Genomic DNA, 25,665 nt, shown 5'->3' with positions numbered 1-25,665 from the left:
ACTCAAAAGCAAAAGCCCGTGTTACTTGACTAATGCCAAGCATCACGGGCTTTTTTCATTTATTTTTTATTCAATTCTGAATGCTTTCTTGAATATAAGAAATACACAACCAGCCCAATGGCAAGCCAGATTAAGAAACGTACAAAGGTGATTGCACCAAGCTTATAAATGAGCAATCCGCAAGATAGAATAGCTAAGATCGGAATAAGCGGAACTGCCGGGCATCTGAAGGCTCTCGGTAAGTCCGGCTGCGTTTTTCTCATCACAATGACCGCCACTGATATCAAAATGAATGCTGAAAGTGTCCCGATGTTCACTAAACTTGCCAGCTCATCAAGTGGAATAAATCCACCCATTAATGCTGACAATGTACCGAAGAACAATGTATTGATGTAAGGAGTTTTATGCTTTGGGTGAACTTTTGATAATACCTTTGGCACCAAGCCATCACGAGACATAGCAAACATCACGCGTGTCTGGCCGTACAGCATGACAAGCATCACGGTTGTCATCCCTAGAATCGCTCCGACATCCACAATACCAGCCACCCAGTTTTGTCCGGCTACTTGTAAAACGAGAGACACTGGATGTGATACTCCTTCAAAATTCATAAAAGGAACGATGCCCGTCATAATCGCACTGACAACGACATAAAGCAGCGTACAAATCAATAAAGAAGTAATAATTCCTCTAGGCAGGTTACGTGATGGATTTTTTGTCTCCTCTGCCGCAGAAGCAACTGCATCAAACCCGATAAATGCAAAGAATACTAGGGCTGCTGCACTTAAGACCCCTGATGTCCCAAATGGAACGAATGGTGTCCAGTTTTCAGGTTTTACATATTTCACAGCGACTAAAATAAAGAGCAGAATCACAGCAATTTTCATAATAACCATGATGTTATTTACTCGTTTTGATTCTTTAATACCAAAGTACAGCAGGAAGGTGATGACCATTAAAATAATAAATGCTGGAAGATTAAAATATGTCACGTGCCCCTTTAAACCACCTGGAGCTGCTGTTAACTCAACTGGTATATGAATCCCTATCCCATTTAAAAAAGACACAAAATAGCCTGACCAGCCCGCTGAAACGGCACTAGCGGCCAGCATATATTCTAATATTAAATCCCAGCCAATGATGAATGCTAGAAATTCCCCCATTGATGCGTACGTAAATGTATACACAGACCCTGATACAGGCACTGTGGAAGCAAATTCCGCATATGACAGTGCTGCAAACAAACAAGCAAGACCTGCGATGACAAATGATAGCACAAGTCCTGGCCCCGCAGTGACGGCTCCTGTACCTGTTAGAACAAATATCCCTGTCCCGATAATGGCTCCAATGCCCAGCATGGTTAAATCAAATGAACCCAATTCCTTTTTTAATGCTTTTTCCCCTTGTGTTGCCGCAATGAGCTCTGAAATGCTCTTTTTTCTAAACAACGAATTGCTCATACCATCACTCCCAAAACTTAGTATCAGTCTAAAGACGCCACATTCATATAATTCACAATATTTTCTGAATATTTAGATTAAATTTAGCGCAATAAATTGGTGGCGTAAAATTATTATATATGAAAATTAAAAAATGAAAACACTTTTTTAAAAAATAGAGTGGAAATTCTTATATATCAACGAAAATATTGTCAATAAAACGGTTAGATTTTCTTCAATCCTTATTCAATTGATAGTTTGTCTCCCTCTATTTATGATACAACATGGAAGATTATATTTTTTTCATATACTTATTATTCAACAAAAATAAGACCCTTTTTTTAAAAGCGGGGTCACAATTATGTTATTTTAAAGCCTTTAGACCGATAGTGATCTATGAGAAAAAGACCAGTTCTGCGGCACAAATGATATATGAAAAAAGAGACTGCTTCATAGCAGTCTCTTAAAATGAATTAGTTTACAAATGTTTTCGCTCCAAGATAAATAGGCTTCCAATAGCTTGATGTCATATCACTGATCGTTACACCGTCAGAAGCAGCATGGATAAACTTATTGTTCCCAAGGTAGACACCCATGTGAGATGGACCCGATTTATACGTTGTAAAGAAGACAAAATCTCCAGCCTTTGGTTTGGATACACTTTTCATCGATCCCCAGAAACCTTCAGTTGTTTGTCTTGAAATCTTTTTTTGTTTGTTAATGATATACCACATAAATCCGCTGCAATCAAAGCCCTTCGGTGTCGTTCCACCCCATCTATATGGAGTACCGTTTTGCGCTTTAGCATCTGCTATGAGCTTAGACGTGTTTAAGGAAGAAGTAGAGACTGTTTTTTCTTTCACAGGTTTCGCCTTTACTTTAGACGTCTTTTTCACCTTTAGCTTTTGCCCGATTTTAATGAGGTCTGTTTTAAGTTTATTTAACGATTTCAACTCTTTCACAGTCATCCCGTATTTTTTGCCGATCTTAGATAATGTATCACCTTTGACAACTTTATGAGTGGCAGTTGCTGAAGCCGTTTTTACTTTTGTTGTTGTTTTTGATGTCTTCACTGCTTTTTTCGAAGAAGTGCCATTCACTTTTAAGGTTTGTCCAACATAAATCACGTTAGATTTCAGCTTATTGTCTGATTTAATTTTGCTCACGCTTGTTTTGTATCTTTTCGCTAGAACAGAAAGAGAGTCACCTTTTTGAACTTTTACTGATTGTGCTGAGGCAGCGCCGGCAAATAATGTCGTCCCAAGTAGAACTGCACTTGCAGCTGTGATCAATTGTTTTTTCATTTGTTCCTCCTGTATGTATCTATCTGATCCGAATTTTTATCTACTCCCTATTATAAGGATCAAATACCAGAAGAAATAGTCTTGACTTCCTACGACATTATGCTTATTAATTCGGCAAAATTTATTTTTTTTTAGGGTTCTTTTTATTTCATTTTTATTACACAATCATGACAAAATAATCGCATCTTGTCATGGATAAATGATACATTCATTTCTCTTTTTGGTTCATTCTATGTAAAGTGGACCTTTACAATTTTAAAGTGAACTTTACGGTGCTGTAAAGAGGAATCCACACTTCTGCTCTACCATTGTAAACGTAAGAGCGATACATAAACAATGAGGAGGCAAAATGAATGAGTGTGTTGAAAAGCTCGAAAACGAAAATTGCTGCAGTGGCAGCAGCATCTGTGCTATCGATTGGCATTTTTTCAGGGATTGAATTTGGACAAGCTGACAAAGCTGAGGCTAAAAAGAAGCCGAAAAATGACGTGCAAAATGTGATCGTGCTGATTGGAGATGGCATGGGAACACCTTATCTTTCAACTTACCGCTCATTTAAACACAACGGTGACCTTTCAAAGCAAACAGCGTTTGACCCTTACCTCACTGGCATGCATAAAACATACCCTGACGACTCTAAAAGTAACATTACCGATTCAGCAGCAGCTGGTACAGCCATGGCCACTGGTAAAAAGACATACAACAATGCCATTGGTGTAAACAAAAACGGCAAAAAACTAAAAACCGTTTTAGAAGAAGCCAAACGAAAGGGAAAATCGACGGGTCTTGTCGTGACATCTGAATTAACAAATGCTACGCCTGCTGCGTATGCCGCTCACGATGTGTCTAGGAAAAACACTGCAGCCATCGCTGATGACTTCTTCGATGAGAAAATCGGAAAACAGCATACAGTCGATGTCATGCTTGGCGGAGGACTTGTCGATTTTGTCCGAAAGGATCGTGATCTGACGAAGGAATTCAGACAAGCCGGTTATGATTATGTCACCAATAAAGCCGCCTTACAAAAAAACAAAAATGAAAAAGTGTTAGGCATTTTTGCTGATGGAGGTCTCGATAAAGCCATTGATCGTGATCAAACGACCCCTTCCCTGCAAGATATGACATCCTCAGCTATCAAACAGCTGTCTAAAAACAAAAAAGGATTTTTCCTTATGGTCGAAGGCAGTCAAATTGACTGGGCTGGTCATGATCATGATATTGTCAGTGCAATGAGCGAAATGAAGGATTTTGAAAAAGCATTTGAAGAAGCGATTCGTTTTGCGAAAAAGGATAAAAACACGTTAGTCATCACGACCGCAGATCATTCAACTGGCGGACTTTCCTTCGGAGCAGACGGTTCAGGCAGCTGGGATTACAAACCGGTAAAAGCAGCGAAAAAAACGCCTGACTTTATCGCAAACAAAATTGTCAGCGGCATGACTGTTGAGTCAGCGCTGAAAAAATATATCAATCTTGATTTCACAAAAGAAGAAACAGCATCTATTCAAAAGGCCGCTGAAACAAAGGATACTGTTAAAATTGATGATGCGATTGAAGAAGTGATCAACACGAGATCACATACAGGCTGGACAACATCTGGTCATACCGGTGACGAAGTGCCATTCTTTGCGTATGGCCCAACAAGCCAGCAGCTAAAAGGTCTGATGGAAAATACAGATCAAGCGAAACATATCTTTAAATTACTTCATCAATAAAACGAAGAACATTGTAAGAGCAGGTGTAGAAAATGCCTGCTCTTTTTATTGTTCAATCTTCCAGTTGAAATTTCTGAAAATAAAGATATTGACAAATTGTTTATTTGTCTTACAATTAAACAAAAGAGTTTTTGGTAGCGCTTACCTTTCTTTTTAACAAATTACAGGAGGTTTTTAGCTATGATTCAAGGTAGAAGAGCACCAGAAGGCATATTAGGTTTTCCTATCGCTCCTTTTCAAGCAAATGGTCAGCTTTCTGAGGAAGCACTATTTCAAAACATTCAATTCTTACTAGACGAAGGGCTCGATGCCATTTTTATTGCATGTGGGTCGGGAGAATTTCAGTCTATAAGTCAAAAAGAGTACGAGCAAATGATTGATGTGGCACTTGCAGCTGCCGGTGGTCAAGTTCCTGTTTATTCAGGAGTTGGCGGAAATTTAAATACTGCACTGGAGTGGGCGAAAATTTCCGAGGAAAAAGGCGTTGACGGTTACTTATTACTCCCTCCTTATTTAATTCATGGTGAACAAGAAGGACTATATGAATACGCCAAAACCATTATAGAAAGTACAAACCTAAATGCCATCTTATATCAACGAGATAATGCTGTTCTTTCTGTGCAGCAAATCAAACGGCTCACTTCTTTTGAACAGCTTGTTGGTGTAAAAGATGGGGTCGGTGATATGGATTTAAACGTGAATCTTTCCTATACAATAGGCAGCAGGCTCAGCTATATAAATGGATTGCCTATGGCAGAGGTCACAATGCCGGCTTACTTACCGATTGGTTTTCATTCTTATTCCTCCGCAATTTCTAATTATATCCCGCACATCTCAAGAATGTTTTATCACGCACTAAAAACGGGTGATCAAGAAACGGTCAAGGACATTTACACAACTGTTATTCTACCGATTAACCGGATTCGCCAACAGAGAAAGGGCTATGCCGTCTCACTCATTAAAGCCGGCATGAACATCATGGGACATTCTGTCCGCAATTCAGCAAGACCGCCTGTTGTTCCTGTAGAAAAAGAACACTATCAAGAACTAGAGAACATTTTACAGCACGCAATGGAACGCTTCCCGAAAAAAGCGGCTGTGAATTAACGAAAGAAAGGAGCTCATATTATGTCCACTTCAGTGAAACAAAAAACGTACTTCAATTATATCAATGGTGAATGGGTAAAGGCTTCCACAGGAGAAGTGATCCCCATTCAAAATCCTGCCGACAAAGAGGAGGCTGCTGGATATGTGCAGCGCTCAAGTCTCGAAGATGTAAACGCAGCCATCACTGCAGCTCATGAAGCAAAGACGATGTGGCGAGATTTATCAGGTGCAGAACGAGGACAATATCTTTATAAAGCAGCTGATTTGCTGGAAGAACGTCTCGATGACATTGCCATTACTGCTGTAAAAGAAATGGGTAAAACTCTGCCTGAGGCAAAAGGAGAAGCGGCACGCGGTGTAGCCATTCTCCGCTACTATGCCGGCGAAGGAATGCGCAAAGAAGGCGATGTCATCCCTTCTACTGACCGAGAGGCACTCATGTTCACTAAAAGAGTTCCATTAGGTGTTGTAGGCATCATCTCTCCTTGGAATTTCCCTATTGCCATCCCTATTTGGAAAATGGCTCCTGCACTCATTTATGGGAACACGGTCGTCATTAAACCTGCGACAGAAACTGCCGTTACTTGCGCAAAAATCATGGCCTGCTTTGCAGATGCCCACCTTCCAAAAGGAGTAGTCAATATGGTCACAGGATCGGGAGCTGTCGTAGGTCAAGGAATGATTGAACATCCAAATATCCAAGGAATTACATTTACTGGATCAAATGCAACGGGTAAAGCCATCGGTCAAAAAGCCTTTGATCGCGGGATTAAGTATCAGCTTGAAATGGGAGGAAAAAACCCCGTTATCGTAGCCAATGATGCGGATCTTGATCTTGCGGTAGAAGCAGCCATTACAGGAGCCTTCCGGTCAACTGGACAAAAATGTACAGCAACGAGCCGAGTCATTGTCCAAGAAGACATCTATGATGCCTTTAAAGAAAAACTCGTTCAAAAAACGCAAGAGATCACTATTGGGGACAGTTTAAAAAAAGACGTATGGATGGGTCCGATCGCAAGCAAACAGCAGCTTGATCAATGCCTTTCCTATATTGAAACTGGAAAAAAAGAAGGTGCCACCCTCCTTTTTGGCGGGGAACCATTAACAGATGGTGATTATCAGAATGGTTATTTTATTGAGCCTGCTATTTTCGAACATGTCACCTCAGACATGACCATCGCTCAAGAAGAAATATTTGGTCCTGTCATTGCTTTAATCAAAGTGCAAGATATCAATGAAGCATTTCACATTGCCAATGATGTGGTTTTTGGCTTAAGCGCTTCTATTTTCACACAAAATATCGGTCGTATGCTGTCCTTTATTCAGAATATCCAAGCTGGGCTCATTAGAATTAATGCAGAAAGTGCTGGTGTAGAGTTACAGGCACCATTTGGTGGAATGAAACAATCAAGCTCTCATTCTCGTGAACAAGGAGAAGCGGCAAAGGAATTCTTTACAGCCATTCAAACCGTTTTCATTAAATCGTAAAATTGAAGCATTTGAGAGGGCATCTGCCCTCCTCAATTCTCTATTTTAGAAAAGGAGAAGAAATGATGATAAATAACCTCTTCCATGCTTCACAAACTGATAAAAAAACGTCTGTCCGCTGGTTTATCGTCTTCATGCTGTTTCTTGTCACTTCTGTCAATTATGCAGATCGTGCTACCCTCTCTATTGCTGGAGATTCTGTTCAACATGACCTTGGTCTTAGCTCTGTATCAATGGGTTATGTCTTTTCTGCTTTTGGCTGGGCATATGTCATTGGCCAATTGCCTGGCGGTTATTTATTGGATAAATTCGGTTCTAAAATGGTGATTGCCTGCAGTATTTTCTTTTGGTCTTTGTTTACATTGTTTCAAGGTGCCATAGGTTTTTTTACAGCGGGTACTGCGATTATTCTCCTTTTTACCCTGCGATTTTTAGTAGGGCTGGCGGAAGCTCCTTCCTTTCCAGGCAATAGCCGTGTAGTGGCTGCATGGTTTCCTAGTTCTGAACGTGGAACAGCTTCTGCTTTCTTTAATTCAGCTCAGTATTTTGCGCTTGTCATTTTCTCTCCAATTATGGGCTGGCTTACACATTCTTTAGGATGGCATTCTGTTTTTGTTGTTATGGGAATCCTCGGTATTTTGCTGTCTTTTCTTTGGATAAAAACCGTCTATAATCCAAAACAACACCCGAAAATTAACGCAGCAGAGCTCGATTACATATCAAAAGGCGGGGCTTTGACCTCAATGGACGATGAAAAGAGCCAGCAAAACAAAGAATCCAAATGGCCATACGTGAAACAATTACTTTCAAATCGGATGTTAATTGGGGTTTATATTGCTCAATATTGCATTACCACCCTCACTTATTTTTTCTTGACGTGGTTTCCTGTGTATCTGGTTCAAGCAAAAGGAATGTCCATTCTCGAAGCAGGTTTTGTTGCTTCCCTGCCAGCTCTCTGCGGTTTTTTAGGCGGAATCCTTGGCGGCTTGTTATCCGATTTTTTATTAAAAAGCGGGAAATCGCTTACTTTCGCACGAAAGACACCCATTATTATCGGCATGCTTCTTTCATGCAGTATGATCATCTGCAACTATACAGAGTCTTCATGGATTGTTGTTGCGATTATGTCGCTTGCTTTCTTTGGAAAAGGATTCGGTGCACTTGGCTGGGCCGTTGTATCAGATACCTCCCCAAAGGAATGTGCCGGGTTAAGCGGCGGTTTATTTAATACCTTTGGCAACATTGCATCCATTACAACACCCATTATCATTGGATATATTGTCAATGCGACAGGCTCTTTCAGTGGTGCGCTCGTCTTTGTCGGCAGTAATGCCGTTATTGCAATCTTAAGTTATTTATTCCTTGTGGGTCCCATTAAACGTGTGAAGTTAAAAGAACCCCCTTCAACACCTCCGGCCCAAGTCCCATCCAGCTCCATTTGAAAGCGCTTTATATAAAGGAGGATATATATGAATCAATACTTAAAAGAAGTCAAAAAGGAACGAGCAAACAATCTCCCTTACATTACTGACATGAAGGTGATTCCTGTTGCCGGCTATGACAGTATGCTTTTGAATCTAAGCGGAGCGCATGGACCTTTTTTCACAAGAAATGTTGTCATACTAACAGACAGCAGTGGCCGTCAAGGAGTCGGAGAAGTTCCCGGCGGTGAAAACATTCGACAAACACTTGAAAAAGCCGCCAGACTTGTCCTCCAAAAACCAATTGGGCAATATCATGCCATCCTGCAATCGGTGCAGCAAACATATCAAGACCTCGATAGAAGCGGGAGAGGCAATCAAACCTTTGACTTACGGACAACAATACATGCTGTTACAGCGATAGAAGCGGCTCTCTTGGATTTATTAGGTCAATTTTTAGAAGAACCGGTTGCCTCTTTATTAGGAACAGGTCAACAAAGACAGGTCGTTGACATGCTTGGGTATTTATTTTACATAGGGGATCAAATGAAAACCCCTCTCCCCTATTTGAAAGAAGATCATTCATCTTGCAGCTGGTTCCGGCTAAGGCGTCAAAAAGCACTAACACCGATGGACATTGTCCGTTTGGCTGAAGCGGCTTATGAACGCTATGGATTTCAGGATTTCAAGTTAAAAGGCGGTGTCTTTTCCGGGGAAGCAGAGATGGAAGCTGTAGAATCTCTTTCAAAACGTTTTCCAAATGCTCGCATCACACTTGATCCTAATGGAGCGTGGTCTCTTGATGAAGCCATTCAGCTTTGCAAAGGAAAACAACATGTGCTTGCATATGCAGAGGATCCATGTGGAGCAGAAGACGGATTCTCATCAAGAGAAATTATGGCCGAATTCAAACGAGCTACCGGCATTCAAGTGGCTACAAATATGATCGCAACTGATTTCCGTCAATTGTCACACGCCATCCAATTACATGCAGTTGATATTCCACTGGCGGACCCGCACTTTTGGACAATGGAAGGTTCAGTTAGAGTCGCTCAAACGTGTCATGATAACGGCTTGACTTGGGGATCACACTCAAACAACCATTTTGATATTTCCCTGGCCATGTTTACACACGTTGCCGCTGCTGCACCAGGTCATATAACAGCGATTGATACCCACTGGATATGGCAAGATGGCCAGCATTTAACAAGGAACCCACTTTCAATCAAAGAAGGTCGTGTCAAAGTGCCACAAGAACCCGGGCTGGGTATTCAAATTGATCTAGAAAAGATAGAGGAAGCCAACCGTTTATATAAACAAATGAAGCTTGGTGCAAGAAATGATGCCATTCAGATGCAATATCTCATGAATGGCTGGACATTCGACCCGAAAAAACCGTGTTTGATTCGGTAGTTTGACTGTAAATGATTGTATTCCCCTTCATTTTGTCTTACAATTGAACAACTGAAGGGAGAGAATGACTCGTGAATGAAAGTATGGATGAACTTAAATTTGAAACAGTGAATCGAAAAACATTAGCAAAACAAGTCATAGAACGTATCGTTCATTTATTGTCTAGCGGACAATTAAAAGCTGGTGACAAACTGCCAACAGAAATGGAACTCATGGATATTTTATCGGTAAGCCGCCCTGTGTTGCGCGAAGCTTTAAGTTCTCTTGAAACATTAGGCGTTATCACTAGAAAAACACGAGGCGGTACATATTTTAATGATAAAATTAGCAATCAGCCATTTTCAGTTATGCTCGCACTGGCTCAAGATAATTTACCAGCCATTCTAGAAGCTCGTATGGTACTAGAACTAGGCCTTGTCACCGTTGCTGCTGAGAAAATTAGTGATGAAGAATTAAAAAAATTAGAAAGAACCATTGAAATGATTGAGGAAAGTACAGATAACAACTATGGTGAAGCCGATAAAGAATTCCACCGGATTATTGCCTTAAGTGCAAACAATCCAGTTGTTGAAGGCATGATTCAGGCGCTTTTAGTATCACACGCCAAGATTGACAGCCAAATTCCTTATCGAGAAAAAAACGTGACCGTTAATTATCATCAGAAAATTTATGAAGCTCTTCAGCTTAGAGACCCATATCAAGCACACTTCCATATGCATGAACATTTGAAGTTTGTACGTGATAAGATTTTAAAAGGATTAAATCAAACGCCATGATACGGAAGCGGATATGCTTCCTCTCCCCTTAAAAAGACAACGCTTTCAAAGGAGTGATCTCTTGAATCAAAAAGCAAAGGAAGCACCCCTATATATTCAGGTAAGTTCAAAGGATAATGTAGCAATCATCGTAAATGATGGCGGACTACCAGCTGGCACCAGCTTTTCAAGTGGATTGACGTTAACTGAACGCATCCCTCAAGGGCATAAAGTTGCACTTAAGACAATTGAACAGCATGCACCAATTGTGCGATATGGTGAAATCATTGGATACGCTAACGAAACCATCATACAGGGAAGCTGGGTGAAAGAAGAGCTCGTTCAAATGCCAGCTCCTCCTCCTTTAGACAAATTATCATGCCTAACATACAGCGGTCCTCCGCTTAAAAAGCTTGATGGTTATGAATTTCAGGGATACCGAAATCCAGATCATTCTGTTGGTACTAAAAATATTCTCGGGATTACAACAAGCGTGCAATGTGTCGTTGGGGTTCTTGACTATGCGGTCAAAAAAATCAAGGAAGATCTGCTGCCGAAATATCCAAATGTGGATGACGTAATTCCCCTCCACCACCAATACGGCTGCGGTGTGGCCATTCATGCACCAGATGCGGTCATTCCGATCAGAACCATCCAAAACTTAGCCACACATCCGAACTTTGGCGGAGAAGTGCTCGTCATTGGATTAGGCTGTGAAAAACTCATACCATCACGCATTGTGTCAGAAGAGCGGCAAGACGATATTTTAACATTACAGGAGGAATCAGGCTTTTCTTCAATGATTACCTCCATTCTGAAGGCTGCAGAGCACAAACTAAAGAAACTCAATAGGCGGACACGCGTCCCATGTCCTGTATCGGATTTAGTGGTAGGCTTACAATGCGGTGGAAGCGATGCATTCTCAGGTGTAACAGCAAACCCCGCCGTTGGATATGCAGCAGACCTCCTTGTCAAAGCAGGAGCAACGGTTCTTTTTTCAGAAGTGACAGAAGTGCGTGATGCCATTCACCTATTAACTCCAAGAACTTTGAATGAAGAAACGAGGCAGGCACTTATACGGGAAATGAAATGGTACGATGACTATTTAAGCAGAGGTCAAGCAGATAGAAGTGCAAATCCTTCCCCAGGAAATAAAAAAGGCGGTTTATCCAATGTCGTAGAAAAGGCGCTTGGTTCTATCGCCAAATCTGGCACAAGTCCAATATCTAGTGTGATTGGGCCTGGTGAGAAAGCGGCCACCAAAGGGCTGATATTTGCTGCAACGCCGGCAAGCGATTTTGTTTGCGGAACACTGCAGCTCGCCTCTGGTATGAATGTACAAATTTTCACAACAGGACGAGGAACTCCATACAGCCTAGCAGCAGCACCTGTAATAAAAGTTTCTACGAAAACCAGCTTACAGACACAATGGCCGGATCTTATTGATTTTGATGCCGGCCGTATTGCAACCGGAGAAGCAACAATCGAGGAAGTCGGTACAGACCTGTTTCATTATATACTAGATATCGCCAGCGGCCGGAAAGAAACATGGGCCGATCATTGGGGGATTCATAACGATTTGTGTCTATTTAATCCAGCCCCAGTCACATAAAAGAGATGTCCGTTTGAGGACATCTTTTTTTATGATCATTAAGCGAGATATTTCCTATGAACCCCTTTTCCATCATAAGAAAACATCACTTCTTTTCCTTCAAGAACTGACTCGATATGCACACTTCTTCCCCACAGCTGATATAAATACGGAAGGACTTTTTCTAAGTATTTCAGATCAAGTTCAATGCCTTCATACCAATGCTTGATATAAAGTTCGTTATTTTTTAAATAGTCGCCATCGATCACGGTCAAATACGGAAAGCCGCCATTCACTCTCATACTGACTAACTGATCACGAACCGCCTTCCATTCTTTATCAATGACTTTATAATCTCTCCCCTGCTTTTGAAACAAGTACAAGTCTTCTCTCATCACAAGGTCTTTCGTTAAGTAGTTTCGAATAAAAGAAATATCCGATTCAATTTCCCTGACTTCAAACATTTTACTGCGGCCAGATCCTTCTGTGACCCCTGCTTTTTTTAATTCTTCACATGGGTTGTTATAGCGTTCTTCAATATCTTCAAAAATTTTCAGCCCTAAATAGTAAGGATTGATGCCTGTTTTAGATGGCTGCACCACACCTGCATTTAATTTCGCAAATTCTATCGATTCACTTGAATCCAAATCAAGCTCCCGCATAATCCGCTGGTGCCAATACGATGCCCAGCCTTCATTCATAATCTTTGTTTCCAGCTGCGGCCAAAAATAGAGCATTTCTTCTCTCAGCATGGTAAGAACATCCCGCTGCCATGGCTCCAGCTCCCGGGAATGCGCTTCAATAAAGAGTAAAAGATCCTTTTCAGGCTTTGGCGGAAACTGCTTAACGGTTTTCTTTTTCTCACGCATTTTCGGCTCATCCATTCCCCACAAATCATCATAAGGCGTTTGACGTTTTGGTTTATCATCTTCACTTTCTTCATCGTCCATATTCCAGCTTAATTTTGATCGAACAAGAGACGGATCAATATGCTCCTGGATAGCCAATACGGCATCTAAAAAGGCTTCGACTTCTTTTGTTCCGTAGATATGCTCATATTCTTTGATCCGCTCTGCCGCTGCTGACATGCTTTCGACCATATCTCGTTTTGTGTTTTGGAAACGGCAATTATTTTTGAAGAAATCACAGTGTGCCAATACATGAGCCACAATTAATTTATTTTGAACGAGCGTATTGTTATCTAGTAGAAAGGCGTAGCAAGGATTTGAATTGATCACCAGTTCATAAATTTTGCTTAATCCTAAATCATAATGAAGCTTCATTTTATGAAATTGCTTCCCAAAGCTCCAGTGGCTGAATCGTGTTGGCATTCCATATGCACCGAACGTATAAATAATTTCCGCGGGACAGATTTCATACCTCATCGGATAAAAATCTAGACCAAATCCTTCTGCAATTTCTGTAATTTCATCAATCGCTCTTTGTAAAAGACGTTTTTCAGATACGCTCAAGGAAACCATCCCTCCTCATCGGACTTATCCCTACTATATGAGCGTATGTAAAAAAACATGATGTTCCGCCAACCGTTTAGACGACTTCCATTTCTTTTGTGGATTGCCCGCCAAATGCTTCGAAATGAATATTGCGCGATGGAATTCCAAGCTCTTTTAAAATATGAATGATCTCCTGTGTAAACACCGGGGAACCGCATAGATAAAATTGGCCTTTCCCTTCTCCGATCACCGATTGAAGAAATGGACGGTCAATGCGGGAAGACGCTTTCTCAACAAGCTCACCCTTTCCAGACTGCGCAAATTGTTCGTTACATAGGATGATGCGCCCATGGGAAGCTGAAGCTAGAACGCGTTCAAACTCATTTTCAAAAGCATTTACATCCTCTAATCGATCTGCATGAATCATCGTGAATGTCTGACTGTTTTGTGCGGCAGTTTTCACTAAACCAATCATTGGTGTGACACCAGACCCAGCACTGATGAAATAAACAGGCTCTTTTGTGTCTCCTTGCAAGCAGAACATTCCCTGCGGCATACTCACTTGAAGAACGTCCCCTTCTTCCATTTCATCATGCAAAAATGTAGACACATGACCGTCACGCTTCACTGTAATACGGTAATAAGATGGATGATGCTCGTCTGATAAGCTATATTGTCTGCTGCACATATAGGCTTCTCCTGGCATATCTGCCTGAACCGTAATGTATTGGCCTGCTTGATACAATGGCAGCTCTGATTCATCTTCTGGTACTAAATAAAAAGAGATAAGCGATGGAGATTCTTGCTTCTTTTTCTTAATCACAAACGGCTTCACATCTGCCCATCCGCCTGTCTGTTTCACATTTTCATCCATCATTTCTGCTTCTATGGTAATGAAAATATTCGCAATGATGTCATATGCAGCTTTCCAAGCTAATAAAGTGGCATCTTCTTCTCTTAAGCCAAACACATCTTTCATCGCTTCAATCAGGTGATATCCGACAATTGGGTATTGTTCTTTTTTGACCATGACACTGACATGCTTATGGGCAATTTGTTTGACCGCAGGAAGTAATTCTTCTAATCGATCAATGTGCAGTGCAGCTTGATATAGTGTCGCAGCAAGTGCCTCTGGCTGACTTCCGTTCATCAGATTTGTTTTATTAAATTGATTGAGCAGCTCTGGGTGCTGGCGAATCATATTTTGATAAAAAACAGTGACAAGTTTGGTTCCCTCGGCTTTTAGTAGAGGAGCTGATTGCTTTATTGCATTCATTTGATCTTTAGATAACATCGTCATTCCTTCTTTCAAAAGAAGTATTTTAAATACATCTTTATCGTAATGGATGACAGTCTCTAAAAGCAATATTTATAATACATGTTTTAAATGTTGTCACATTTTACACTTTCTCGAACAGTTTTTGTCTAAAATGTGTTACGATGATACAAAACTCTATTAGGTTTAGAGGTCGTCAAAATGAAACTTACGAATTACACAGATTTCTCATTAAGGGTACTCATTTATTTAGCTTCGAGAGAAAATAATGAACTGTCAAATATTCAGCAGATCGCCGATGTTTATGGCATTTCTAAAAATCATCTGACAAAGGTGATTTATCATCTTGGAAAACGCGGGTATGTGGAAACGATTCGCGGAAGAAATGGCGGGATCAGGCTTGGAAAAAGCCCAGAAAGCATTAATATTGGAGAGGTTGTCCGTTATACAGAGGATGATTTAGTCATGGTTGAATGCTTTGATCCAAAGAAAAACAGCTGCATCATCTCCCCAATTTGTTCATTAAAGCATGTACTTCATGAAGCACTCACTGCTTATTTAAGCGTTCTAGACCGATACACACTAAACGATTTAACACAAAACAAAGATGCTCTTAGAGAGCTCCTGCTTTAAGGCGAAAGAATTTATTCTTTCGTCTTTTTCTTTACCTTCTTGTAATAATAATTTATTTAAAATTATTATAAATAAATATTGACTATCATGTTTGATTCAATATAATTAGGGTATATAGATTGCTAGAAAACACTTTTTTGTTTACAGGAGGAGAAAAGAATGACAAATTCAAATCATAAAAATTTGACAACGAACCAAGGCGTGCCTGTTGGCGATAACCAAAACTCAAGAACAGCTGGTCACCGCGGACCTACCTTTCTTGATGATTACCATTTGATTGAAAAACTCGCACACTTTGATCGTGAACGTATTCCAGAGCGCGTCGTTCATGCAAGAGGCGCCGGCGCTTACGGTGTGTTTGAAGTAGAAAACAGCATGGAGAAACATACAAAAGCAGCCTTCTTAAGTGAAGAAGGAAAACAAACAGACGTTTTTGTTCGCTTCTCCACCGTTATTCATCCGAAAGGTTCACCTGAAACATTGCGTGACCCGCGCGGCTTTGCTGTCAAATTTTATACAGAAGAAGGCAACTATGATCTCGTTGGTAACAACTTGCCGATCTTCTTTATTCGTGATGCATTGAAATTCCCTGATATGGTTCACTCTCTCAAGCCAGATCCTGTAACCAATATTCAAGATCCTGACCGTTATTGGGATTTTATGACCTTAACGCCTGAATCCACTCATATGCTCACATGGCTTTTCTCTGATGAAGGAATCCCTGCAAGCTATGCTGAAATGCGCGGTTCTGGTGTGCATACATTTAGATGGGTGAATAAATACGGCGAAGCAAAATATGTAAAATATCACTGGAGACCTTCTGAAGGTATTCGCAACTTATCTATGGAAGAAGCAGCGGAAATTCAAGCAAACGATTTCCAGCATGCGACAAGAGATTTATATGACCGCATTGAAAAAGGCAACTTCCCAGCATGGGACTTATATGTTCAGCTTATGCCGCTTAGCGATTATGATGAACTTGATTATGATCCATGTGACCCAACAAAAACGTGGAGCGAGGAAGATTACCCGCTTCAAAAAGTAGGACGCATGACACTCAACCGCAATCCTGAAAACTTCTTTGCTGAAACAGAACAGTCTGCTTTCACGCCAAGTGCATTTGTTCCAGGAATTGAGGCATCTGAAGATAAACTGCTTCAAGGCCGTCTGTTCTCATATCCTGATACGCAGCGCCACCGACTTGGTGCGAACTACATGCGCATTCCGGTTAACTGCCCTTATGCACCTGTACACAATAACCAGCAGGATGGCTTTATGACAACGACTCGTCCAAGCGGTCATATTAACTATGAACCAAACCGTTATGCCGATCAGCCAAAAGAAAACCCTCACTACAAAGAAAGTGAGCCAGTTCTTCACGGTGACCGTATGGTGAGACAAAAAATTGAAAAACCGAACGATTTCAAACAAGCTGGAGAAAAATATCGAAGCTACTCTGAAGAAGAGAAACAAGCATTGATTAAAAACCTAACAGCTGATTTGAAAGATGTGAATGACCAAACAAAATTACTTGCAATCTGCAACTTCTATCGTGCCGATGAAGATTACGGCCAGCGATTAGCAGATTCACTTGGTGTGGATATTCGCGCTTATCTTCAAGGTAGCATGAAATAATTCCATTTCGAAAAAAATTGTTGGACAAAGGGCTAAAATGATCTTTATTTTAGCCCCTTGTCTTTTTTGACTGAACGCCTCGAGCACCCTTTACAAAAAAAGGTACTTCTTTATAGTCGAAACACGTTAATACTAATCAAATGACCAGTCACCGGATGAAAATAAATTTCTGCATGTGCGGCAAAGCGAGTTGATCCTTCCTTTACAGTGACGCGAAACACATCTTTTGTCTGCTCATCATTCACTTCTGTCCGGCCAATGTAATGATAATCATTTAAAGCGGCACCTTTATATTCATCTTTAAACGCTGTGTACGCAAGTCTTTCCCAATTTTCAAACGGCTGCACTGCTGCTTTTGATGCAGGATGAATCATCAAACTGCCAAGCAAAACGATTCCTGCTGCAATAAGCATCCACCATTTCGGCTGCATGATATCATTGAACTCACTTTCATATATGTTTTGTTTAGGTTTAGCTGGCCGGTCCTTTTTCATACATGAAGCAATTATTCAGCCTATAATTCCCGGTACACGATTGATGCGGACACCAACTTTTCCCCTGAAAAAGTCGATATGATCCGCGCAAACTAATGAAGACTTCTCAAGGGAAAGGAGAAGGTTTAATGAATGTGGCGGATTATGATAAAGCACTTTATTATACGCATCGCTCGCAATGGGATAATTTACTTATTCTTATGGTACGTACGCAAGATGATTTGCTCTCGAAACGTATTGAGCATTTCTTACATGCGTATCAATTTAACCGGAACAATGCAGATGTTGAAAAATGTTTATATGGGCTCCTGCAGTACATTGATCATGCTTCAGAGGCTGCTGCTTCTGAAGTTTATTCACAACCGATGTACACATAAAGAAAAAGGGCTAAAATGAATTTTTTTTAGCCCTTCCCTTTTATATACAATTAGCAGTGCGCTGTAATGGGAAGCGTTAGAGATAATGTATGGATCGCAAGCTTATTCAAGTTCTCTTTTAATTTGTCATCATGACGAAAATCACTTACTAATTCATATGCCTCCACTAGATCCCCTCCTATTTTACATTCACCTGTGATTGACCGGTTCATCACCTCCTTTAAAATAAAAAAGACTGGATGAGCATACACTCATCAAGTCTTTTATCTATTAGAAATTAGACTGTTCATGCTTCTCTTTTTTATTCAATTCATTGAATTGAATGTGCGCTTAAAAGTTTTAGCATGACGCCTAGATCTCCTTTTGTCATAGCAGCTCTTTCGGCTGATTTTTTTGATAATCCACTGCATACAGAGCCGCTTGGGTTCGATCTGCCAGCTCTAATTTTGATAATACATGAGATACGTGCGTTTTGACAGTTTTTTCAGAAATAAACAGCGATGAGGCAATTTCTTTGTTGCTTTTGCCTTTTGCAATCTCAAATAAGACATCTCGCTCTCTATTGGTGAGCTCTTTCATCAATGCCCATTTCTGCTCTTTTGGCTCTGTCAGATGCTGCACGAGAAAGGTCGTGATATGACCATCTAACTGGTAGGTGCCATTTTGAACTTCAATCATGGTCGAAAGCAGCTTTTCTGGTGCTACATCCTTTAATTGATAGGCTTTCGCCCCTGCTTGAATGGCGGGAATGACATAATCTTTATCCGCATAGCTTGTCAGGATCACAATGCGGGAGTCCGGCATTTCCAGCGTCATTTGTTTCGTTGCCTCAATGCCATTCATTACAGGCATAGACAAATCCATTAAGACAATGTCAGGCCGGGTTTCTCTGACAACCTCTAATGCCTCTTGCCCATTGGACGCCTCACCAACGATGTCCACATCAGACTGTGTCTGCAAGAAAAACACAAGCCCTTTTCTCACAATATGATGATCATCTGCAATGACAACTCTCATGACGATCCCTTCCTTTCTTGTGAAAATGGCACTTTTACATGAATCGTAGTTCCTTTACCTAACTCTGAATGGATACAAAATGTACCACCTGCTCTTCGGATGCGGTCAGACATCCCTTTCAGCCCAAGTGAAGGAAGGCTCATCTGCTCGTCATATTGAAAACCTTTTCCGTGGTCAATGATTTTCATCTCCAACGTGTCTTTTGATTGCTCAAGCTTGACCTCGACTTCTTCTACTTCCGCATGTTTTTGACAGTTATTGAGCGCTTCTTGACATACCCGAAACAAAGTTTCATTGTGAGAATGGTCCATTTCTATACAGCCTGATAAAGATAAAGTGCAGCGTAATCCTAAAAGCTGTGCATACTCTTCAATTGCTGTCGTAAACCCTTTTTCAAGGCCTCTGGGTCTCAGCTGCCAAATGAGTGACCGCATTTCAATCAGAGCATCTTGTGACAAATGCTGAATAAAATCAATCATTTCCCCTAGGTGTTGATCGCTTGTCATTTGCCGTGCAGCCTTAGCAGTCAGACTCACAGAGAACAGCATTTGGTTGACAGAATCATGCAAGTCCTGTGCCAGCCGGTTTCTTTCTTCCAGAAGTGCGTGCTGCTGTTCATTTTGCACAAGCTTCATCCGCTGAATGGCGGTGCCAATTTGAAGTGCAATGCTTTCAAGCAAATTCAGCTCTTCTTGCGTAAATGTGACTTTTCCTTTTGCCGCCACATTTAATAAGCCGAACGTACGCTTACACGCTTTTAGCGGTACGGTCGCATGATGAGTAATTCCTTCTGTATCCCCAAGCTTTTCTTCAATTGCCGTTTCAATCCGTTTGCAGTTAATAATATTGGTGGCTGATTGCAGCGAGCCTTTTGTGTATCGGTTGATGCAATAACAATCATTTTGACACATGAGCTGCTTTTGATGCTTTGCAAGTGCTTCAGGTAAGGAAACCTCTGCCATCAGTTCATATGACCCGTCTTTTTCTATAAAATAAATCCATGCTGAATGAAAGCCTGTGACATCCATCAGCATTTGGAGCACTTCATGAAGCGTTTCTTTCATTTCCATGCCTTCATTTAGCTTTTCAGCAATTTCTTTTAACGTTTTTAATGTTTCAACCTTCTCTTGGTATTCTCCCATACTGTTTACCCCCGGCATTTGCAGCCTTCACTTATCATTACGCTCATTATACCATGAGCCCCCTCGTCGCTCTTTCTCCAAAAGAATGATTTCTTCTCATCCTTTTGGCTGAGAAAAGGCCATCATGCATTCATACACGATGGCCTTGTCTTTCGTTATTTCGCTGTTTCTTCCACAATATCATAAACGACTTTCATCACTTCTTCTGACAAATGCTTTAGCTTTTCTTCACTATCTGTTAAAGACGTGCCTTTGACTGCAATATAAAATTTCACTTTAGGCTCAGTGCCGGAAGGTCTTAAGCAGAACCAAGAACCATCCTCAAGGAAATATTTCAGCACATTTGATGCTGGCAGGTGAATGGTTTCCTCTTTCTTTTCAGCCACAAGTTGTCTTTGACTTGATTGATAATCCTCAATCACTGTGATGCGCTGCCCTGCGATGGCAGCTGGCGGATTTGTTCTAAAGGTATGAAGGATCGCTGAAATCTGCTCTGCTCCTTCTTTTCCTTTTAAGGTTAACGACTTTAATCCTTCCCGGTAAAATCCAAACTGCTTGAAAATATCGACAAGCGCATCGTACAAGGACTTGCCCTGCTTTTTATAGAAAGCAGCAACTTCAACGGCTAAAAGTGCCGCTTGCACCGCATCTTTATCTCGGGCAAAGTCACCGATTAAATAGCCATAGCTCTCTTCATAACCGAATTGAAACGTGTATTCTCCGCTCTTTTCAAACTGCTTAATTTTTTCTCCAATAAATTTAAAGCCTGTGAGTGTGTCTATCGTGTCGGCACCAAAAGCTGATGCTACAGCGCGCCCAAGCTCACTTGTGACAATGGTTTTCATCACAACGGGACGAGGCGGCAATTGACCCAGCTTTTGTTTTTCAGACAATAAATAATGAAGCAGCAGGGCGCCTGTCTGGTTGCCTGTTAAGACGGTAAATTCTCCTTCGTGATCTCTGACCGCAATGCCTAACCTGTCAGCGTCTGGGTCTGTGGCAATGAGGATATCTGCATTTTGTTTTTCACCAAGCTTGATGGCGTACTCAAATGCTGCATGCTCCTCTGGATTCGGCGAGGTCACTGTTGAGAATTGTGGATCTGGTTTTTCCTGCTCAGGCACAACAGTGACATGCTGATATCCAAGAGCCTGCAGCCCGTTTCTGACAGGGTGATTGGCTGTCCCATGAAGCGGAGTAAACACGACTTTGACATCGACCTCATGTGCCAGCTCAGGGTGCACACTAATGGTTTTTAATTTTTCAATATAGGCATGGTCGATTTCTTCTCCGATTATTTTGATCAGCCCTTGCTGTTTCAACGTTTCTTCAGAATCAACTGAAATCGACAGTTCATTTTCAATTGCATCTACTTCTTGAATGACTTGATCTGCTTCAAATGGAGGCAGCTGCCCGCCATCTTCACCATACACTTTATAGCCATTATATTCTGGTGGATTATGACTTGCTGTCACGACGATTCCAGCAAATGCATGCAGCTCACGAACCGCAAAGGAGAGCTCTGGTGTCGGACGCAATTCATCAAATACGTACGTTTGAATGCCCTGTGAAGCAAGTGTTTTGGCTGCTTCCATCGCAAATTCAGGCGATTTATGGCGTGAATCATATGCAATGGCGACGCCTCTATTTTTTGCATCCTCTCCATGTTTCGCAATATACGCAGCAAGACCTGCTGATGCTTTACGAACAGTGTACACATTCATTCGGTTCGTGCCTGCACCAATCTCACCGCGCATTCCTCCAGTGCCGAACTCAAGGTTTTTGTAGAAACAGTCTTCAAGGGCCTGGTGGTCATCTTGATGCGTCTCCAGCCATTCCTTTAGTTCAGTATCCAGGTGCTTCTCATTGATCCATCGCTCATAATTCGTCTTCCAACTCATGGTCGTCCTCCCCAGCTCTTATCATCAATAAAATAACATCTACTGTTATTTTATATGGAATCATCCTTTATGTCATGCTTTATCATTAGCAGTTGAAAAAAATGCTGCACAAATAAAAAAAGCCGATACATGATCGGCTTTCAGATTGTTTGACAAAGGGCTAAAATGATCTTGCTTTAGCCCTTTGTCTTCTTTTTATTCAGCATCAAGCGGTACGACTGCTTCATGGAATAGTTGATCTAATTCTGTTTGATATTTCTGTTTTGCTGCTTCATCCCAGCCAAAACGTTCTGCCATATAATCGATGACTGGCTGTGCATATATTTTTGCCCAATTGATATTAAATAATAGGCTTCCTGTTCTTCTTAAGAAGAAGTCAACAGGAGTAACGGCTAATTCTTCTTCAATCGCATAGACAAGCTCTGCCAGTACATACGCTGGAATATTTCGTTTGTCTGCTTCCCCTTGAAGCTGCTCGACACGTTTGAAGAGACTGCTGACATTTGAGCCATATTTTTCAGCTAGTTTTTGTGCAATCGGTTCTGTTAAACCAACAGATGCTCCTTCTGCTGTTTTCGCTTGAACAAAGGCTGCCATGTTTTTAGATCCGCCTACATGGCCGCCTGAGATTGGCATATGTTTTGTTTTACATGGTCCATAATCTTTGCCCGTTTCCTGTTTCAGTCCATCACGTACTAGATCGACAATATGCTCAGCCATTTTACGGTAGCCTGTTAATTTACCGCCAGCAATGGTGATTAAGCCTGAAGATGATGTCCACACTTCATCTTTACGAGAAATTTCTGAAGGATCCTTGCCCTCTTCATGAATGAGCGGACGAAGACCGGCCCAATTGGATTCTACATCTTTTTCTGTAATATTGAGATCAGGGAACATGTACTGAATCGCTTGGATGACATAGTCACGATCGGCCTTTGTCATACGCGGGTGTTCCAGCTGTTTTTTGTACACTGTATCTGTTGTTCCAACGTACGTTTTGCCTTCTCTTGGAATGGCAAAGACCATACGTTTATCAGGTGTGTCAAAGTAAATCGCTTGTTTTAATGGAAAGACCGATTGGTCAAATACTAAGTGAATTCCTTTTGTATGCTGTAAGTGTTTTCCTTCTTTTGAGTGGTCCTTGTCTCTCAGCTGATCTACCCATGGACCTGTCGCATTGACGATCTTCTTCGCATACACATCGTAGGTTTTCTGTGTCATGACATCTTCAATGACAACACCAACCACTTTGCCTTTATCATAAATAAATTCTTTTACTTTCGCATAGTTGACCGCCTCCGCTCCAAATTTCACAGCCTCTTTCATGACTTCGATTGTGAGGCGTGCATCATCTGTACGGTATTCAACATAGTAGCCGCCGCCTTTTAAGCCGTCCTTTTTGACAAGCGGTTCTTTTTCAAGTGTTTCTTTTGCACTTAGCATGCTTCTGCGTTCGCTATGCTTTACGCCAGCTAAAAAGTCATACACTCTAAGTCCAATAGAGGTTGAAAACTTACCAAATGTCCCGCCTTTATGCATCGGAAGAAGCATCCATTCTGGCGTTGTGACATGAGGACCATTTTCGTATACAATGGCACGCTCTTTACCGACCTCTGCGACCATTTTCACTTCAAATTGTTTTAAATAACGAAGTCCGCCGTGCACTAGTTTCGTTGAGCGGCTAGACGTACCTGCTGCGAAATCCTGCATTTCTGCAAGGCCGACACGCATTCCGCGTGAAGCCGCGTCAAGTGCTGTACCAGCGCCTGTTATACCCCCACCAATGATAAACACATCATATGGTTTTTTTGTCATTTCCTGCAGCATTTGTTCTCTTTCTAAGCTAGAAAAAGTCATCTCTTGTTCCTCCCATGTTGTACGGTAAAGAAAAAGAGACCGCAAACACCCAAAGCGTATTTCTACACTTCGGTGCCTGCGGTCTCTCCAGTTCTCCAACCGTTCTATTAACTTACTTGAAGTATACCATACTTTTGGTTTATTTGAAAGCTTGAGCTGCTTTTACAGCCTTTTTCCACCCGCTGTATAACGAGTCGCGGCTGTCCTCTTCCATTTTAGGGTCAAAGCGCTTGTCAAGGTTCCATTGTTTTGCAATGTCTGAACGGTCGTTCCAGAAGCCAACTGCTATTCCCGCAAGATAGGCCGCACCGAGTGCCGTCGTTTCATTAATTTCTGGACGCTCTACTGGTACATCCAGCAAATCACTTTGGAAGCCCATTAAGAAATCATTCTTTACAGCTCCGCCATCCACACGCAACGTTTTTAATGAGATGTTTGAATCCTTTTCCATCGCATCTAAAACATCCTTCGTTTGATAAGCAAGTGATTCTAATGTTGCACGGACAAAGTGCTCTTTAGAAGTACCGCGTGTTAATCCGAATACAGCGCCTCTGACATCACTGTCCCAGTATGGTGTGCCTAGACCAACGAATGCTGGAACGACATATACGCCCTCTGTTGACTCAACGCGCTTTGCATAGGCTTCGCTGTCTTTTGAGTCTTTAAACATTCTCAGTCCGTCGCGCAGCCACTGAATCGCTGAACCAGCTACGAAAATACTTCCCTCTAAAGCATATTCAACTTTACCGTCAATGCCCCATGCAATTGTCGTTAGTAAACCATGATCCGACTTAATTGCTTTTTCCCCTGTATTCATCAACATGAAACATCCTGTACCATACGTGTTCTTCGCCATTCCTTCTTCAAAGCAAGCCTGACCGAATAGTGCAGACTGCTGGTCTCCCGCCGCTCCTGCAATCGGGATATTTCTGCCGAAGAAGTGATAGTCTGTTGTTTCACCATAGATGTGTGAGGATGGTTTCACCTCTGGAAGCATAGAAGCAGGTACGCCAAGAATATCAAGTAATTCTTCATCCCATTTCAGATCGTAAATGTTGAACATTAATGTTCTTGACGCGTTGGAGTAATCTGTAACGTGTGATTGACCGCCTGTCATCTTCCAAATGAGCCATGTATCAATTGTGCCAAACAGCAAGTCACCATTTTCTGCTTTCTCACGAGCACCTTCTACATTATCTAAAATCCATTTTACTTTTGTCCCTGAGAAATAAGCATCAATGAGAAGACCCGTTTTATTTCTAAACGTTTCATTGTGTCCTTGCGCTTTTAACTCTTCACAAATGCCAGACGTTTGTCTAGACTGCCAAACAATTGCATTATAAACGGGTGCGCCTGTATGTTTATCCCAAACAACTGCTGTCTCACGCTGGTTCGTAATTCCGATACCGGCGATTTGATCTGCTTCAATGCCTGATTCAATTAAAGCAGTTGAAATGACGGATAGAACAGAGCTCCAAATTTCATTTGCATTATGTTCTACCCAGCCTGGGTTCGGAAAATATTGATTAAATTCCTTCTGAGCTGTATGGGCAATTTTGCCTTCTTGATCAAATAAGATCGCTCTTGAGCTTGTTGTCCCTTGATCTAAAGCGAGAATATATTTTTCTTTTGCCATGATGTTTTCC

20 protein-coding genes are annotated in these 25,665 nt (G+C 41.4%); 10 read left to right on the top strand and 10 right to left on the bottom strand.

All coding sequences use genetic code 11. The annotated features are described in order from the left end of the window. Nucleotides 1-59 precede the first annotated feature (59 nt). Together MHB66_RS04670 and MHB66_RS04665 are read right to left on the bottom strand one after the other, a co-directional pair. On the bottom strand, nt 60-1,460 hold the full coding sequence (locus tag MHB66_RS04670; protein WP_034282247.1) for an amino acid permease: 1,401 nt from the start codon (nt 1,458-1,460) through the stop codon (nt 60-62). 452 nt (nt 1,461-1,912) lie between these two features. Further along, the gene (locus MHB66_RS04665) at nt 1,913-2,743 is read right to left on the bottom strand and encodes a C40 family peptidase (protein ID WP_041116968.1); all 831 of its coding nucleotides are present in this window, start codon (nt 2,741-2,743) and stop codon (nt 1,913-1,915) included. Between the two features lie 353 nt (nt 2,744-3,096). Between MHB66_RS04665 and MHB66_RS04660 the strand changes: the two genes are divergently transcribed. The 7 genes from MHB66_RS04660 to garD all read left to right on the top strand — a co-directional run bounded on the left by MHB66_RS04660 (nt 3,097) and on the right by garD (nt 12,254). After that, complete coding sequence (locus MHB66_RS04660) at nt 3,097-4,458, top strand: alkaline phosphatase (RefSeq protein ID WP_046310387.1); 1,362 nt, start codon at nt 3,097-3,099, stop codon at nt 4,456-4,458. A 180-nt stretch (nt 4,459-4,638) separates the two neighbouring features. Continuing rightward, entirely contained in the window at nt 4,639-5,565 is a 927-nt protein-coding gene (gene kdgD, locus MHB66_RS04655) for a 5-dehydro-4-deoxyglucarate dehydratase (RefSeq protein ID WP_046310385.1), read from the top strand. A 21-nt stretch (nt 5,566-5,586) separates the two neighbouring features. Next, nucleotides 5,587-7,053 (top strand): alpha-ketoglutaric semialdehyde dehydrogenase GucD, encoded by a 1,467-nt coding sequence (gene gucD / locus MHB66_RS04650; protein WP_034282252.1) that lies wholly within the window; start codon nt 5,587-5,589, stop codon nt 7,051-7,053. 65 nt (nt 7,054-7,118) lie between these two features. Then, the gene (locus MHB66_RS04645; protein WP_046310382.1) at nt 7,119-8,495 is read left to right on the top strand and encodes an MFS transporter; all 1,377 of its coding nucleotides are present in this window, start codon (nt 7,119-7,121) and stop codon (nt 8,493-8,495) included. 27 nt (nt 8,496-8,522) lie between these two features. Then, entirely contained in the window at nt 8,523-9,887 is a 1,365-nt protein-coding gene (locus tag MHB66_RS04640) for an enolase C-terminal domain-like protein (RefSeq protein WP_034282254.1), read from the top strand. Nucleotides 9,888-9,958: 71 nt separating this feature from the next. Next, a complete protein-coding gene (locus tag MHB66_RS04635; RefSeq protein ID WP_034282256.1) occupies nt 9,959-10,663 on the top strand; it encodes a FadR/GntR family transcriptional regulator in 705 nt (234 codons plus the stop codon). Nucleotides 10,664-10,676: 13 nt separating this feature from the next. Next, complete coding sequence (gene garD, locus MHB66_RS04630; protein WP_046310379.1) at nt 10,677-12,254, top strand: galactarate dehydratase; 1,578 nt, start codon at nt 10,677-10,679, stop codon at nt 12,252-12,254. 38 nt (nt 12,255-12,292) lie between these two features. Here garD and MHB66_RS04625 read toward each other — a convergent pair whose 3' ends face one another. Next, nucleotides 12,293-13,705, bottom strand: coding sequence for a SpoVR family protein (locus MHB66_RS04625; protein ID WP_041116958.1), 1,413 nt, complete (start codon nt 13,703-13,705; stop codon nt 12,293-12,295). Between the two features lie 76 nt (nt 13,706-13,781). Continuing rightward, complete coding sequence (locus MHB66_RS04620) at nt 13,782-14,981, bottom strand: globin domain-containing protein (RefSeq protein ID WP_046310376.1); 1,200 nt, start codon at nt 14,979-14,981, stop codon at nt 13,782-13,784. Between the two features lie 183 nt (nt 14,982-15,164). Between MHB66_RS04620 and MHB66_RS04615 the strand changes: the two genes are divergently transcribed. Together MHB66_RS04615 and MHB66_RS04610 are read left to right on the top strand one after the other, a co-directional pair. Further along, complete coding sequence (locus MHB66_RS04615; RefSeq protein WP_024425294.1) at nt 15,165-15,596, top strand: Rrf2 family transcriptional regulator; 432 nt, start codon at nt 15,165-15,167, stop codon at nt 15,594-15,596. Nucleotides 15,597-15,755: 159 nt separating this feature from the next. After that, complete coding sequence (locus MHB66_RS04610; RefSeq protein ID WP_024426596.1) at nt 15,756-17,231, top strand: catalase; 1,476 nt, start codon at nt 15,756-15,758, stop codon at nt 17,229-17,231. 110 nt (nt 17,232-17,341) lie between these two features. Here MHB66_RS04610 and MHB66_RS04605 read toward each other — a convergent pair whose 3' ends face one another. Further along, entirely contained in the window at nt 17,342-17,605 is a 264-nt protein-coding gene (locus MHB66_RS04605) for a YqzG/YhdC family protein (RefSeq protein ID WP_224426432.1), read from the bottom strand. Nucleotides 17,606-17,853: 248 nt separating this feature from the next. On the opposite strand from MHB66_RS04605, the gene MHB66_RS04600 reads away from it, so the two are divergent. Continuing rightward, nucleotides 17,854-18,102: a YhdB family protein gene (locus tag MHB66_RS04600; protein ID WP_046310373.1), complete on the top strand. Its 249-nt coding sequence runs from the start codon at nt 17,854-17,856 to the stop codon at nt 18,100-18,102. A 366-nt stretch (nt 18,103-18,468) separates the two neighbouring features. On the opposite strand, the gene MHB66_RS04595 is transcribed toward MHB66_RS04600, so the two are convergent. The 5 genes from MHB66_RS04595 to glpK all read right to left on the bottom strand — a co-directional run bounded on the left by MHB66_RS04595 (nt 18,469) and on the right by glpK (nt 25,655). Next, entirely contained in the window at nt 18,469-19,119 is a 651-nt protein-coding gene (locus MHB66_RS04595) for a response regulator transcription factor (protein ID WP_024425298.1), read from the bottom strand. Next, entirely contained in the window at nt 19,116-20,261 is a 1,146-nt protein-coding gene (locus MHB66_RS04590) for a GAF domain-containing sensor histidine kinase (RefSeq protein ID WP_046310371.1), read from the bottom strand. Before MHB66_RS04590 ends, MHB66_RS04595 begins: the two co-directional genes overlap by 4 nt. A 155-nt stretch (nt 20,262-20,416) precedes the next feature. Then, complete coding sequence (locus MHB66_RS04585) at nt 20,417-22,162, bottom strand: phospho-sugar mutase (RefSeq protein WP_034623906.1); 1,746 nt, start codon at nt 22,160-22,162, stop codon at nt 20,417-20,419. A gap of 195 nt (nt 22,163-22,357) precedes the next feature. After that, on the bottom strand, nt 22,358-24,019 hold the full coding sequence (gene glpD, locus MHB66_RS04580; protein ID WP_046310368.1) for a glycerol-3-phosphate dehydrogenase: 1,662 nt from the start codon (nt 24,017-24,019) through the stop codon (nt 22,358-22,360). 139 nt (nt 24,020-24,158) lie between these two features. Then, entirely contained in the window at nt 24,159-25,655 is a 1,497-nt protein-coding gene (gene glpK, locus MHB66_RS04575; RefSeq protein ID WP_034282273.1) for a glycerol kinase GlpK, read from the bottom strand. Between the last annotated feature and the right edge of the window lie 10 nt (nt 25,656-25,665).

It is taken from the genome of Bacillus sp. FSL L8-0167 (assembly GCF_038630295.1).
GTDB classification, from domain to species: domain Bacteria; phylum Bacillota; class Bacilli; order Bacillales; family Bacillaceae; genus Bacillus; species Bacillus safensis.
The sequence above is the reverse complement of the archived record's forward strand: the minus strand, read 5'-3'. Positions and strand labels throughout refer to the sequence as shown.